Origin of the sequence: Streptomyces sp. T12 (genome assembly GCF_028736035.1) — a bacterium.
In the GTDB taxonomy this organism is placed as follows: domain Bacteria; phylum Actinomycetota; class Actinomycetes; order Streptomycetales; family Streptomycetaceae; genus Streptomyces.
In genome coordinates this window covers 8,082,965-8,097,155 of record NZ_CP117866.1, presented here as the reverse complement: position 1 = coordinate 8,097,155, position 14,191 = coordinate 8,082,965, and the positions used below count along the sequence as shown (strand labels likewise).

Here is a 14,191-nt window from a genome sequence, read left to right as displayed (position 1 = left end):
GAATGCTCCTCCTGGACCATTTACTGGATATCATCGCCGCGTGCCCCAAGAGCAGCCTCAGCCGCTTGCTCAGGGGTAATGGAGCCCTCGACGGCAGAGAGGAGAACCACCTGCACCCCTGCAAGGAGGGCTTCTATGAAGTCCGGTCTAAAGATTCGCGTATCGCCGAAGAATTTCAGTTTGTTACTGGGGCCTGACTGCATATAGGCGCCGATGCGTTCTTCCTCGTTGCCACCGTCCCATTGGAACTCGCTGGACCCAGCTCGTCGATGGAGTTCGTCCAGGGTGGCAGGTGGTACGGACCTGTCGTCCGGGCCCAGGAGAGGGTTCATGATGCAAGGTGGTGGGCCCACCGCGCTCGTCTCCATACCTACGCGCCCAACGTCGTCTGGGGAGCGCATGGCGTGTCGGTACGCCCGTACGGTTCGCGCATGAACCTCTTTGAGTAGGGAGTCGAAGGACTCGTGTCGGACGTCCATGACAACAGGGACCTGGAGGGAGAACTGACCGACCGACTGCTTCGTATCGCTTCTGAAGCGATTTGCGCTCACCAGGTGGAGTGCACAGGCTCCCTTGCCCCCGTACGTACCCAGCAGCAAGGAGAACGCGGCCGTGACAGCAGTGTCCGGGGTCACCCCGTGCCTGCGGGCGAGCAGCCGAGCGGCATCCCGTAGGACCACGCACCTGTAGACAGCCAGCCTGAACCTCGGCGTGGACGTGGTGTCGTCGACCGGGGGAAAGGAGAGGTCGGGGAAGCGCTCAAGTTGAGCGCGCCGGTAGGACCAGGCCCGTTCGTTGAGTCGACGTCCGGCGTCGGACTGTTCGAACGCGGCTTGCTCCAGTGGCTGTATCCCCCGGTCCTCCGGAAGCTCGGGTGACCGGGGGGACGCCAGGATCTGGCGTAGTTCGGCCCGCAGAATACCGATGGAATGGGCGTCGCACAGGAGATGGGACAGACACATCATCAATGTCTTCGGCTGCCCACACCGGAGCAGGACGGCTGCTCTCAGCATCAGCCCGTCGGAGCTGTCGAAGTGCTGGGCGATCAGCGCGTCACGGATGCGGACAGCAGCTTCGTCACCCTCGTCGTCGATGTGCCGTACCGCCACAGGGAGTTCTCCCTTGCGCAGGAGCTGTTGCCGAGGGAGGCCGGAGGAGTCCGTCACGAAGGTGGTTCGCAGTGATTCATGGCGTTCGAGGATGAGGCGCACGGCCAGCATCACCTCGTCCACGGTCCGGCCTTCCGGCACATCGATAACGACGTCCCGGTTCATACGCCAGTCCTGTTCACCGAGGTACCGCAAAGCATCCCAGATGTCCCGCTGCCCCCAGGTGAGCTCGGCCTCTCCGGAACGGTCTGCCGAGAAGGCAACCGACAGGTCGGTCATGCCGATCGCCTCCTCGCACAGTCCGGCATGGGGGATTGGACGGCGTACGCCTGCTCTTGAATGCCGTAAAGCCGGGCGTAGAGACCGCCAAGCCTCATCAAGTCGGTGTGTGTCCCCGACTCCGCCAACCTTCCCTGGTGCATCACGAGAATCAGGTCGGCGCCCGCCACAGTGGAGAACCGATGAGACACGATCACGGTGATTGCTCCGCGCGACTTGGCGAGTGAGCGGGCCCGATCTGTGTACCGACCGAAGATGTCCCGTTCACTGGGGGCGTCGAGCGAGGCCGTGGGCTCGTCAAGCACGAACAGCAACGGTTCCGGGCGCACGCACGCTCGGGCCAGGGCGACCTTCTGCCACTGTCCCTCCGACAGTTCGAGGCCACCGAACCGTCTGCCGAGTTGCGTGCCGAGGCCCTGCGGAAGCCTGCTCAGCAGGGTGTCGGCACCAGCGGCGGATACGGCGGTGGTGATGGCCTCCGCGTCGTCGATACGTTCCGGATCGCCCAGGCCGACAGCGTGCGCGAACGTCGTCTCGTAGCGGCCGAAGTCCTGGAACGCCGCGCTCATCACCGAACGCCACCCCGTGGTGTCCAGCTCCCTGAGGTCGATTCCGTCGATATGGATCGTCCCAGAGTCCGGTTGGTAGAGCTTGGTGAGCAGTTTGACCAGAGTCGTCTTGCCCGAGCCGTACTCGCCCACGACAGCAACCACTGCGCCGGCCGGAAGCCGGACCGACACCTCGTCCAGAGCGGGGCGTTCTGTGCCCGGGTAGCGGAATGTCACCTGGTCGAGACTGATGCCCTGACGCAGTACGGCCGGTGGCGGGACGTCTCCCGTCTGCCGGGCCAGCCGCTCGGCCGCGAAAGCGCGCAGCCAAGCGTAGGTCTCTACCACGCCCGCGGTGCTGCCCGCCGTCACGGAGGTGGACACGGCCTGTGCGACCACTGTCCGCAGCTGTGAGGCCAGGGCCACCGTCATCACCACATCGCCCACGCTGCCCTCCCCTGACGCTGTCCGGTTGGCGACGGCGAGCAGCGCCCCAACGAAGCCCAGGGTGAAAACGGCCCAGCCAACGGCGTTGTACGAGGCAGCCCGGATCCCCACGCTGAATCTGCGCTCCTGGACCCGCTGCCGTGCTTTCTCTTGGCGGTCAACAAGCTCCGGGCCAACTCCCGCAACCCGTATCTCCTTGCCGCTGGTCGCGCTGGTGCAGACCTCGAAGAGGTGGCGCTGGAGTCGTAGGTCCTCCGCCACGGACAACTCGGCTCGCTTCAGTTGCCGCTGTCCGTACCGGTCGACGTACAGCTGGATCGCGACGCACGGCAGCAGAAGCAGGAGCCAGGGGGAGACGCTGCCGAGCAGTGCGAGCGCCAGGGCGACGCGTAACACGAGCAGCACAGCCCGCACCGCCGACCAGGCGGAGTCGACAATGGCCCAGGACTTGCCGCGCACCGCGGTGATCCGGTCCAGGAACTCGGTCCGCTCCAGATGCTCGATCCGCTCCAACCCCACGCAGGCGCGCATGACGCGGGGTTCGATCTCTGTGAGGGCGATGCGCTCCGCCAGGGAGATGCGGGTGGTGAAACCGATCCGGCCGACGACGCCGTCAGCCGCGTAGGCGAAAGCCGCACCGCAGGCACCCACCGTCGCCGCTGTCACGCCACCGCTGGTGGCTCCGTCGACGGCAGCCTTCAGTGCCAGCCCGATGCCCGCGAACGCAAGCGCTTGGATGATGTCGCATGCCAGCAGGCACGCGGTCAGTCTCGGCTCGCGCCGTGCGCAGAGCCTCAGCAACTCCCACCATAGGCGGAGGTAGACCCTCATACGGCGCCCTCTTCCAGCCGATCCGCGTAGCCTCGTCGGAACCTCTCCGCCTGGATGCCGTAGACCCTGGCGTATTCCCCGCCGAGCGCCACCAGCTCCTCGTGGGTGCCGGATTCCGTGACCCGTCCGCCGTCGAGCAGGACAATGCGGTCCGCACTGCGGACGGTCGACAATCGGTGGGTGATCAGGACGGTGCTCATATCGCGCGTGAGGCCGTGCAGCCGCTGGAACAGCTCATGCTCACTACGCACATCCAGGTGCGAGGTCGGCTCGTCCATCACCAGGACACGTGCACCGAGGCGGGCCGCGTACAGCGCGCGGGCCAGGGCAACCTGCTGCCACTGACCGCCGGAGAGATCCACACCCCCGGCCCGGGAGCGTGAGAGCGGCGTCGCCCAGGAGTCGGGAAGACGGTCTTCGACCATGGCGGTGAGTCCGACGTCGTGTGCGGCGGCCTCGATCTCCGCTGGTTCCGTTCGCGTGCGCGCTCTGCCCAGCGCGATGTTGTCGGCGAGGGGCAGCTCGTACTTCACGAAGTCCTGGAAGATGATGGCGAGATGTCGGCGCCATACGGCGACGTCGAGGTCCCTCAGATCCTTTCCGTCAACCGTGATCCGTCCCTCGCTCGGTTCGTGGAGCCCCGCCAGCAGTTTGGTCAGCGTGGACTTTCCGGCACCGTTCAGTCCGACCACGGCCAGCAACTCTCCCGGTCGTATCTCCAGGTCCAGACCGTCCAGTACCCGCCGGTTCGTGCCGGGATAGCGGAAGACGACGGAGTGGAAGCGCACGGTCGGAGCGCTTTCCCGGACGAGACCTGGCCCTCCAGCGTCCGGGGCAGGCTGCGGGGGCGACTGCTCGGGCAGGACCGAATCCAGCTTCCGGAGTGCGCGTACGGCGGGCAGGGCCCCCTCGATGCTCACCAGTTCCCCGATGCTCGTGATCGACTGGAAGATCCCCCAGCCCGCGGCTAGTACGGCCGCCGCGAGAGCCACGGAACCTTGCCCGTCGGCGGCTCCCCACAACACGATGAGGTACACGACCGCCAGCGGCACCACTGTGGCGGCCAGCTCGCGCCATTTGGCGGCGATCATGCGGCGGTCGTCCGCCCATACGGGGGAGAGGTGGGCGCGCATGTGATGCTGGTGGCGATCAACGAGCAGTTCCCCGAAGCCGAAGACGCGCGCTTCCTTTCCTTCCGCTGGGCTGCTGGTCAGTGCACCCCAGTACTGACAGCGGCGGTGGTGCTCGATACCGGCACACCAGATGTGGAAATGCTGAATCCACTCCGCGCGGTTCATCGCGCGGACGCCCAGTGCGGAAAGGACGAGCAAGGGAACCAGCCACCATGCCCACGCGGCCACTACCGCCGAGGAGGAGAGCAGTCCTGCGTACCTAACGATGGTGGTCGCCTGGCCGATGGCCCCTTCTCCGGGCGTTTTCTCCACCCACTCGACCGGGTCCGCTGCCGCCTGCCTGATGAGGTTCTGCACCTCTGGTCGCGCTACCGGGTCGATCGTGACCGTGAGGGCGGCACGTCTCGCGACTCGGGCGCGGTTAACGCCGTCGATCTGGCTCACGACCAGTGCGGTGAGCGGCTGGATCAGAGCGCGCAGGACGTTGTCGGCGAGGAGTGCCAGGCCCAGCGTGACCACGGCGGCTGTGTACGAGGTGTCGAGGGAGCCGATGAGGGCGGCCACTGCCAGGGCGGCTGCCGCGGGCAACAGCGCCTGCGCCAGCATCGCGAAGAGGAGCATCGACACCAGTCCGTGAGGGGCCAAGCGCAGAAGTCCCAGCAGACCGAGCCGTTCGGCGCAGCGGTCGCGAACTGTGGACAAGGGTCCTCCGATCGACGGATGGTTCAACGGCCGGGCGCCGGCAGGCCTGGTGATAGGCCGAGAACCTCATGACTTCTGGTCAGTACGGCCGCGAGGGCACTCCGATCCGTCTTGCCGCGGTCGGTCACAGGCAGCCGGTCCAGCGTCACGTAGCGGCGCGGGATCATATGAGGGGGCAGGAACTCGCGGAGCCGCCTGTCGAGTTGTGCGGTGTCCACTGCAGGGCCGGAGCAAAAGGCGACCAACTCCCGATCCTCCGGGCCGCCGTCGGCCAGTACAGCCGCGGCTTCGACACCCGGGATCGTCCGCAGCCAGTATTCGATCTCCCCCGGATCGATCCGGTGACCACGAATCTTCACTTGATGGTCGACCCGGCCGAGGTACAGGAGGCCGGCGGTCTCGCTACGACGGACCAGGTCGCCGGTGCGATACCAGAGGCGGTCGTCGATCCGGACGAAGCGGCCCTCGTCGTCTTCCTCGCGCAGATAGCCGGAGAACATCTGGGGCCCCGTGACGCACAGCTCGCCTTGGCTGACGTCGATGCGCCCGGCCTCGTCGAGCAGTACCGCGTCGTGGCCGGGGAAGAGGTGCCCGACAGGCACGACGCCGTGCAGCCCCGCGCCCCGGCTCTCAGGTGACCATCGGTACGCCGAGCAGGCGATGGTCACTTCGGTCGGCCCGTAGAGGTTCTCCACCACTGAATTAGCCGCCGCTCGCTGCCAGGCGGCGGCGTCCTCGGTGAGCAACGCCTCACCGCAGAAGAGGCTCCACCGCAGTGAGGACAGGGAGTTGGACGGCAGGCCACTGGTCCGTCGAGCGAAACCGATCGCGCTGGGGACGGAGAACCAGACGGTGAGACTCTCCCTCCGCACGAATTCCTCCAGGCGGCCGAGCGCCGCCGGGTGGGTGTGCACCAGCGTTCCACCGCAGGTCCAGGCCACGAAGAGATCGAAGTAAGCAAGGTCGAACGTCAACCCGAAGGTCTGGCTGAAGACGTCGCTAGCGGTGAAGTCGTAGCGATCCCTCACGGTTGTTAGGAAGGAGAGGACGTTGGCGTGGGTGATGGGCACCGCCTTGGGGCGTCCTGTGGAGCCCGAGGTGAACATGACGTAAGCGGTCTCGCTGGGACGGTCCCGTGCGCCCTGAGCTGTGGTGCTGTCCCGGTCAACGAGCACCCGCGCCTGAGTGCCGACCCAGAAGGCGGAGTCGTTGTCGGGAGCGAGTATCGGTGGCAGGGCGTACCGGTCGGCCAAGGACTTGAGCTGACCGGCACAGACGTGGTCCGTGATCAATGCGTCGAGGGGGTGGTCGCGGAGCAACGCCACGAGCCGGTCGGACGGCAGGTCCGGGCCGAGCGGACAGACCCTGGCACCCGCGCAGAGGGTCGCGAGCACACCTGTGTAGCCGGTCAACGTCCGGTCGCTGAGTAGGCCTATGGAGCGGGGCTCACCGTGGGGATGTGCTGTCCGCAGGACACGGGCCCAGCGATCCGCCGTGCCCATCAGTTCGGCGTAGCTCACCCGACGCGCACCGATCCGCAGCGCCTCCTTCGCCTGGTGGCGTTCCGCGCTGCGCCGCACCCAGTCCTCGACGCGTGGGGCACCGGCGAGGTCCCCCGCGACTGTCAGAGTGCTGGCCACTGCGACTCCTGCTCTTCCTTCCCACCCGTCATTGGGGACGCGACCCCATCCTCGGCTGGGCGGGAGAGTGTGCACAGGCCAGGATGGGCCGCTCCTATGGCCCGGCCCACATGGGTACCCCTAACGGAGCCCGCCGTCGGTCCTCCCGTACGGCGGGGAACACCGTGTCGACCAGGTGGAGCACGTGGAGCTTGCGGGCGATGGCGGTGGTGGCGATCTTCCGGCCGCGGCGGTGGGCGATCTGCTCGAAGCAGGCAGCGTAGGGCGCGGTGCGCTTGGCGGTCTGCGCCGCCTCGTTCATGATCCAGCGCCGCCAGGGTCGCCCTGCCTAGAGATGCGCCTGCAGCGCACCCTTGGGTCCGAGCCGCGGATGGTGGGGGTGAGTCCGGCCCAGGAGGCGAGCTTGCGGACCGACGAGAACCGGCGAATGTCACCGATCTCCGCCACCATGACCAGGGCGGTGATCCGGCCGATGCCGGGCAGCGCGGTGAGCGCCTTGACCCGCGGGTCCGCGTTCGTGGTCTGCGCAAGCACAGCGTCGCGCCGGTCGATGACGGCCGGCAGTGCATCGATGACCTCCAGCCGGTCGGCCGCCGTCCGGCGCGCGCTGTCCGGCAGCGGCAGTTCGCCGAGCCATGCGCGGCCCGGGGCACTCCAGCAGGTGCGGGCGCTGCCCATGCGGTCGCAGCCGTGTTCGGCGAGGACCACGTGGATGCGGCTGCGCAGCAGTGTGCGCAACCGGACGAGCTGGGCACGGTGGCGCAGCACCGCTCGCTGCTCGCGGATGGGCTGCAGGGCGATCCGCGCCTCCGGCAGCAGATTCGTGCGCAGCAGGTGGGCCAGAGTGGCCGCGTCGACCTTGCCGGTCGCCGCAGGTCATGGCCTCGCTGGTCTCTTCCGGGACATCTGACCAGCAGGACTCAGTAGGTCTGCGCTCAGCGTCGCCTACCCTCGGCGCCCCTATCGATGTTCGCCATCTTGACAGGGTCTGACCTGTCCGACAAGGCGCCTGACATCTCATCAGAACGAGCGTCAAATGAGCGTCACGAGCGTCATTTCAGCGTCAAGATATCGCCCGTAACGCCCACACCGCACATAATGCGCAGAGATAAAACCGCAGGTCAGGAGCCCTTTGCGGCGGGCTCAAGGATCGCCATGCACTCCACATGATGCGTCATCGGAAACAAATCGAACGCCCGCAACATCCGCACCCGATACCCCCCATCCCGGAAGTACCCCAGATCCCGCGCCAACGCCGCCGGATCGCACGCCACATACGCGATCCGCCGCGCCCCCAGCGACGCGAGATGCGCGACCGTATTCCGTCCCGCCCCGGCCCTCGGCGGGTCCAGCACGATCAGGTCCACCTCGGTGATACCCGTGCGCGGCAGGACCGTCTCGACCTTGCCCTGCTCGATCCGCACCCGCTCGAAGTCGGCCAGGTTGTGCCGGGCGTCCTCCACCGCGCGCTTGCCGGACTCGATACCGAGGACCGCGCCCTTGTCGCCGAGCCGGTCGGCGAGCGCGCCCGCGAACAGGCCGACGCCGCAGTACAGGTCGAGCGCCATCTCGCCCTTGCGGGGCAGCAGGCCCTGCATGACCGCCGTCACCAGGGTGTCCGCGGCCTTCGGGTGAACCTGCCAGAAGCCGCCGCTGCCGACCCGGTGCGTACGGCCGTCCGCGCGTTCGCGGACGAAGGGTCGGCCGTGGACCCGGTGCGTCCCGCCGTCCTTGTCGCCGACCCGCATCACGGAGACCGGCTTGTCCAACTCCACGATCGGCAGCCGCGCCCCCGGCTTCGGGGTGAGGATCACCTGACGGTCCTGCGACCCCGTCGCCGCGATCGCCTCGACCCCCGCCATGCCGGTCCAGTCGCGCTTCTCGATGCCCAGCTCGCTGACGCCCTCGGCGGCGATCATGCAGTGGTCGATCCGTTCCACCTCGTGCGAGCGGTGCCGACGCAGTCCGGCGTGCCCGTCGGCGTCCACCGCGTACTGCACCCGCGTCCGCCACTGCGGCACCTGCCCCGCCGGCAGCTTGTCGCCCTCGGCCGGCACCACCGTGCCGTCCCAGCCGACGTCCTCCGGCGTCAGTCCCGCGAGCCGCTGCAGCTGTTCGGCGATGACCTCGCCCTTCAGCCGGCGCTGTGCCCCCGGCTTGGCGTGCTGCCAGTCGCAGCCGCCGCAGCGGCCGGGGCCGGCGAAGGGGCAGGGCGCCTCGATGCGGTCCTTGGATGCCGACAGGACCTCGACCGCGTCCGCGCGCAGGTAGCGGTCGCCCTCCTCGCCCTCGGTCACACGGGCCACGACCCGCTCGCCGGGCAGCGTGTGGCGGACGAACAGCACTTGGCCGGCGTCGGTGCGGGCGATGCAGTGCCCGCCGTGGGCGACGGGGCCGATCTCGACCTCGTACTCCTCCCCCACCAGCGACTTCTTCGGTTCTGCCTGCATGGTGGGGTGACTCCAGATCGAGAAGGGGTACGGCCCTGAACGGCGGGGGACGGGTGGGCAAGAGCGCGGTCCGACCGGCGGTCCATCAGGGCCCGACAACAGCCCACCAGTCTACGTGCTCCCCGCCGCGCCCCGGGCCTTCCGTCAGCGCTGGGCGTCCGACTCCTTCGCCCGCTCCTGGGCAGGCCCACGCCGCACCGAACCCGGCGCGTTCCACTCCTGCCGCTTGCGGGCCCGAAGCTTGGCCGCCTCGGAGGACTGGAGCTGGTACGGCACCGAGGTCACCATGATGCCCGGCGTGAACAGCAGCCGGCCCTTCAGCCGCAGCGCGCTCTGGTTGTGCAGCAGATGCTCGTACCAGTGGCCGACCACGTACTCGGGGATGATGACCGAGACGGCGTCGCGCGGGGACTCCTTGCGCAGGCTCTTGACGTACTCGATGATCGGCCGCGTGATCTCGCGGTACGGCGAGTCGAGCACCTTCAGCGGTACGTCGATGCCGCGCCGCTCCCACTCCTCGCGCAGCGCCTTGGTCTCGACCGGGTCCACGTTGACGCTGAGCGCCTCGAGGGTGTCCGAGCGCAGCAGCTTGGCGTAGGCCAGGGCGCGCAGGGCCGGGCGGTGGATCTTGGAGATCAGGACGACGGAGTGCACGCGGGACGGCCGTACGCTGTCGTCGCTCGGGCCCTCGGGGGCGGCGAGTTCCTCGGAGACATGGTCGTAGTGGCGGCGGATCGCCGTCATCGTGCCGTAGAAGATCACCATGCCCAGCAGGGCCACCCAGGCGCCGTGCGTGAACTTCGTGACGAGCACGACGATCAGGACGAGGCCGGTGAAGAAGGCGCCGAAGGTGTTGATCGCGCGGGAGCGGATCATGTGGCGGCGCTTGGCCTGGTCGGTCTCCGTCGCCAGGAGGCGGTTCCAGTGGCGGACCATGCCGGTCTGGCTGAGCGTGAAGGACACGAACACGCCGACGATGTACAGCTGGATCAGCCGGGTGGAGTCGGCGCCGTAGATCCACACCAGCAGGATGGCCGCGCCCGCCAGGAGCACGATGCCGTTGGAGAAGGCGAGCCGGTCGCCGCGGGTGTGCAGCTGGCGCGGCAGATAGCGGTCCTGGGCGAGGATCGAGCCGAGCACCGGGAAGCCGTTGTAGGCGGTGTTGGCCGCCAGGAACAGCACCAGGGCGGTGGCCGCGGCGAGCACGATGAAGAAGAAGCTGCCCTTGCCGAAGACGGCCTCGGCGACCTGGGTGATCACCGGGTTCTGGACGTAGCCGGCGCCGACCGCGGCACCGTCCTTCAGCAGGTCGACGGCCGGGTTCTCGGCCATACGGACCTTGGTCACCATGGCGAGCCCGATGATGCCGCAGAACATGGTGACGGCCAGCAGACCCATCGCCGCGAGCGTGGTGGCGGCGTTCTTCGACTTGGGCTTGCGGAAGGCCGGTACACCGTTGGAGATCGCCTCGACGCCGGTGAGCGCGGCACAGCCGGAGGAGAAGGCGCGCAGCAGCAGGAAGACCAGCGCGAAGCCCGCGAGTCCCTCGTGCTCCGGCTTGATCTCGTACGACGCCGTGGGCGCCCGCATGGTGTCGTCGAGGACCAGCCCGCGGAACGCGCCCCACGCGATCATGATGAAGACGCCCGCGACGAACACGTACGTCGGGATCGCGAAGAGGCTGCCGGATTCCTTGACGCCGCGCAGGTTCATCAGCGTCAGCAGCACGATCACGGCGACCGCGCACTCGACCTTGTGCTCGACGACGAACGGGACCGCTGAGCCCAGGTTCTCGATGCCGGAGGAGATCGAGACGGCGACGGTCAGAACGTAGTCGACGAGCAGGGCGCTCGCGACCGTCAGACCGGCCTTGGGGCCGAGGTTGGTGGTGGCCACCTCGTAGTCGCCGCCACCGCTGGGGTAGGCGTGCACGTTCTGCCGGTAGGAGGCGACCACGGTGAACATCAGCACCACGACCGCGACCGCGATCCAGGGGCTGAAGTGGTACGCCGACACGCCCGCGATGGAGAGGACCAGCAGTACTTCTCCGGGGGCGTACGCCACGGAGGACAGCGGGTCGGAGGCGAAGACGGGCAGCGCGATGCGCTTCGGCAGGAGCGTTTCCGCGAGCCGGTCACTGCGCAGTGCGCGCCCGATCAGAATCCGCTTGGGCACGTCGGTCAGTTTGGACACAACAGAGAATCGTAGGCCCACGGCCTGGGACGGAGCACATCCGGGTGAAATCGCGCGCGGCGCCGGGGTGAATTCCGTGCCGCGCACGCGCCGGGCGAAGGCCTCGCAGGCGTCCCCATGCCTCCATGACCTGCGTCGGTACGCTCATCACATCCGGGAGACCCCATGTCGCAGACGACCGCTCAGCTCGTCGGTGCCCTCGTGTCGCTCGCCGGACTCGCCGCCCTGGCACTGGCCAGCCTCCGCAGCTTCAACCGCCGCTGAGGGATCGGCCGTCGGAGGACCGGCAGTCGGAGGACCGGCCGCGCGGAACCCACCGCTGCCGCACCCACCGCTGCCACACCGACCGCACCGACCGCACCGACCGCACCGCCGACTTTCGCCACCCACCGGACGCAATGGTCGGTGTGTCCGACCCGGACGTTACGGTGGACGAAGGCGCACGCGAGCCTGCGATCCGTCCCGCCATCCCGCGAGGGATCATCGACGGGATTCCCCGGCATGATGGTGCCCAGCGGTCCGCGACCGGCCCGCGCCTGTTGCCCGGCGAACCGAGAGAAGGATATGAGCGCCACGTTCACGCAATTCAGACGCCTAACGAGGAGTGCGGGGTAAGCGCCGTGCACATCGTCATCATGGGCTGCGGAAGGGTGGGCTCCGCTCTGGCCCAGACCCTGGAGCAACAAGGGCACACGGTCGCCGTGATCGACCAGGACCCCACCGCCTTCCGACGGCTGGGCCCCGGGTTCGGAGGACGCCGGGTCACCGGTGTCGGCTTCGACCAGGACACCCTGCGCGAGGCGGGCATCGAGGAGGCCGGCGCCTTCGCCGCCGTCTCCAGCGGAGACAACTCGAACATCATCTCCGCGCGCGTGGCCCGCGAGATGTTCGGCGTGGAGAACGTCGCGGCCCGTATCTACGACCCCCGCCGCGCCGAGGTCTACCAGCGCCTGGGCATCCCCACCGTGGCCACGGTCCGCTGGACGGCCGACCAGATGCTGCGCCGTCTGCTGCCCTCGGGCGCCGAGCCGCTGTGGCGGGACCCCACCGGCGGTGTCCAGCTCGCCGAGGTGCACGCCTCCGCGGCCTGGGTCGGGCACAAGATCAGCAAGCTGCAGGAGGAGACCGGCGTCCGCGTCGCGTTCCTCACCCGGCTCGGCGAGGCGATCCTGCCCACGTCGCAGACGGTGCTGCAGGAGGGCGACCTGGTGCACGTGATGATGCGCACCGACGAGGTCGACAAGGTCGAGGCGGCGTTCGCCAAGGGTCCCGAAGAGGAGGGCGGTCACTGATGAGGGTCGCCATTGCCGGTGCCGGCGCGGTGGGTCGCTCCATCGCGGGCGAACTGCTGGAGAACGGCCACGAGGTCCTGCTCGTCGACAAGGCGCCGACCGCTATCTCGGTCGAGCGCGTCCCGCAGGCGGAGTGGCTGCTCGCCGACGCCTGCGAGATCACGTCCCTGGACGAGGCGGCCCTGCAGCGCTGCAACGTGGTGATCGCCGCGACGGGCGACGACAAGGTCAACCTGGTCGTGTCCCTGCTGGCGAAGACGGAGTACGGCGTCCCGCGCGTCGTGGCCCGCGTGAACAACCCCAAGAACGAGTGGCTGTTCAACGAGTCGTGGGGCGTGGACGTGGCGGTCTCCACCCCCCGCCTGATGTCGGCCCTGGTCGAGGAAGCGGTCTCGGTCGGCGACCTGGTCCGTCTCCTGCGCTTCAGCCACGGCGACGCCAACCTCGTCGAGCTGACCCTCCCGGAGGAGTCGGCCCTGGCCGGCACCCAGGTCGGCGACGTCGAGTGGCCCCAGGACACGTCCCTGGTCACCATCATCCGCGGCAACCGGGTCCTGACCCCGTCCCGCGAGGACTCCCTGGAGGCAGGCGACGAACTCCTCTTCGTGGCCGCCCAGGCCCGCGAGGAGCAGTTGGAGGACCTGCTGTCGGTCCGCCGCGAGGACACGGCGGGCTGAGCCCCTCAGGCTCACGACGACGGAGGGCGCCCTGAGTATTCAGGGCGCCCTCCGTCGTCGTACGGGAATCCTCATACCGGAATCCTCATACCGGAATCGTCGTACGGGAATCTAGGTCTCCCGGCGGTGCCGCGCGCCCGCGGCCTCCTCGCGCTCCGCGGCCGACGCCGCCTTGCGCTCCTCCTCCGCCTTCTCCGCCGCTTCCATCTCCGCGAACACATCGATCGGCGCCGGCGCCTTCGCCAGGAACACCCACGTCAGCCACACGGCCAGCAGGAACGGCGGAATCTTCAGCGCGACCAGCACCCAGCCCAACTGCGTCGTGTCCGCCCACCAGTACAGCGGGAAGAGAATCGCGCACTTGGCGAGCAGGATCAGGCCCCACGCCCAACTGGCCTTCGCGTACGCCTTCTTGCGCCCGGGATTGCGTTTGCGCCAGGAGAGGTTCTCCTTGAACACCGGCCCGAGGATCAGCCCGATCAACGGCACGCCGCACAAGGTCGTGATGATGTACGCGAGTCCCAGCCCCAGCGTGTAGAGCATGCCGGGCAGATAGAAGTCCTTCGCGTTGCCGGTCATCATCGCGAACACGACACCGAAGGCGACGCCGAAGACGCCGCTGAACGCGTGTTTGACGGTGTCCCGCATCACCAGGCGCACCACCACGAGCAACAGGGACACCCCGAGCGCGGCGATGGCCGACAGGTGGAGGTCCTTGTTGATCGTGTAGATGGTGACGAAGAGCAGACCGGGCAGCACCGTCTCGATCATGCCGCGCATGCCGCCGAAGGCCTCGAACAGCGCGGCCTCGGTCACCGCCCGGGCGTCGTGCTCGGCGTCTGCGGTGGTGTCGGTGGTGTCTTCAGTCGGCTTGTCGAGCGACGTCACCG

The 14,191-nt window shown here is 68.3% G+C and carries 11 protein-coding genes; 2 read left to right on the top strand and 9 right to left on the bottom strand.

What is annotated here, in order from left to right; genetic code table 11:
- Positions 1-20: 20 nt before the first annotated feature.
- The 8 genes from PBV52_RS36385 to PBV52_RS36350 all read right to left on the bottom strand — a co-directional run bounded on the left by PBV52_RS36385 (position 21) and on the right by PBV52_RS36350 (position 11,332).
- Complete coding sequence (locus PBV52_RS36385; RefSeq protein ID WP_274244385.1) at positions 21-1,388, bottom strand: condensation domain-containing protein; 1,368 nt, start codon at positions 1,386-1,388, stop codon at positions 21-23.
- Complete coding sequence (locus PBV52_RS36380; RefSeq protein WP_274244383.1) at positions 1,385-3,214, bottom strand: ABC transporter ATP-binding protein; 1,830 nt, start codon at positions 3,212-3,214, stop codon at positions 1,385-1,387. The genes PBV52_RS36385 and PBV52_RS36380 overlap by 4 nt, the downstream gene beginning before the upstream one ends.
- The gene (locus PBV52_RS36375; RefSeq protein WP_274244382.1) at positions 3,211-5,049 is read right to left on the bottom strand and encodes an ABC transporter ATP-binding protein; all 1,839 of its coding nucleotides are present in this window, start codon (positions 5,047-5,049) and stop codon (positions 3,211-3,213) included. Before PBV52_RS36375 ends, PBV52_RS36380 begins: the two co-directional genes overlap by 4 nt.
- Positions 5,050-5,072: 23 nt before the next feature.
- Positions 5,073-6,689: an AMP-binding protein gene (locus PBV52_RS36370; RefSeq protein ID WP_274244380.1), complete on the bottom strand. Its 1,617-nt coding sequence runs from the start codon at positions 6,687-6,689 to the stop codon at positions 5,073-5,075.
- 94 nt (positions 6,690-6,783) lie between these two features.
- A complete protein-coding gene (locus PBV52_RS36365; protein WP_274244378.1) occupies positions 6,784-6,990 on the bottom strand; it encodes a hypothetical protein in 207 nt (68 codons plus the stop codon).
- The gene (locus PBV52_RS36360) at positions 6,987-7,457 is read right to left on the bottom strand and encodes a transposase (RefSeq protein WP_274244375.1); all 471 of its coding nucleotides are present in this window, start codon (positions 7,455-7,457) and stop codon (positions 6,987-6,989) included. Before PBV52_RS36360 ends, PBV52_RS36365 begins: the two co-directional genes overlap by 4 nt.
- Before the next feature lie 353 nt (positions 7,458-7,810).
- Positions 7,811-9,139, bottom strand: coding sequence for a class I SAM-dependent RNA methyltransferase (locus PBV52_RS36355; RefSeq protein WP_274244373.1), 1,329 nt, complete (start codon positions 9,137-9,139; stop codon positions 7,811-7,813).
- A 144-nt stretch (positions 9,140-9,283) separates the two neighbouring features.
- A complete protein-coding gene (locus PBV52_RS36350; protein ID WP_274244371.1) occupies positions 9,284-11,332 on the bottom strand; it encodes an APC family permease in 2,049 nt (682 codons plus the stop codon).
- Between the two features lie 620 nt (positions 11,333-11,952).
- On the opposite strand from PBV52_RS36350, the gene PBV52_RS36345 reads away from it, so the two are divergent.
- Positions 11,953-12,624, top strand: a complete 672-nt coding sequence (locus PBV52_RS36345; protein WP_274244370.1) for a TrkA family potassium uptake protein — start codon at positions 11,953-11,955, stop codon at positions 12,622-12,624.
- A complete protein-coding gene (locus tag PBV52_RS36340; protein WP_128430915.1) occupies positions 12,624-13,301 on the top strand; it encodes a TrkA family potassium uptake protein in 678 nt (225 codons plus the stop codon). Before PBV52_RS36345 ends, PBV52_RS36340 begins: the two co-directional genes overlap by 1 nt.
- A 111-nt stretch (positions 13,302-13,412) precedes the next feature.
- On the opposite strand, the gene PBV52_RS36335 is transcribed toward PBV52_RS36340, so the two are convergent.
- Positions 13,413-14,189 carry a DUF3159 domain-containing protein gene (locus PBV52_RS36335; protein WP_274244367.1) on the bottom strand — a complete coding sequence of 259 codons (777 nt, stop codon included), beginning with the start codon at positions 14,187-14,189 and terminating at the stop codon, positions 13,413-13,415.
- Positions 14,190-14,191 lie beyond the last annotated feature (2 nt).

Bases quoted from the DNA above. Each gene is read 5' to 3' on its own strand.
- PBV52_RS36385 (WP_274244385.1), bottom strand. From the start codon at position 1,388: ATGACCGACCTGTCGGTTGCCTTCTCGGCAGACCGTTCCGGAGAGGCC.
- PBV52_RS36380 (WP_274244383.1), bottom strand. From the start codon at position 3,214: ATGAGGGTCTACCTCCGCCTATGGTGGGAGTTGCTGAGGCTCTGCGCA.
- PBV52_RS36365 (WP_274244378.1), bottom strand. From the start codon at position 6,990: ATGAACGAGGCGGCGCAGACCGCCAAGCGCACCGCGCCCTACGCTGCC.
- PBV52_RS36355 (WP_274244373.1), bottom strand. From the start codon at position 9,139: ATGCAGGCAGAACCGAAGAAGTCGCTGGTGGGGGAGGAGTACGAGGTC.
- PBV52_RS36340 (WP_128430915.1), top strand. From the start codon at position 12,624: ATGAGGGTCGCCATTGCCGGTGCCGGCGCGGTGGGTCGCTCCATCGCG.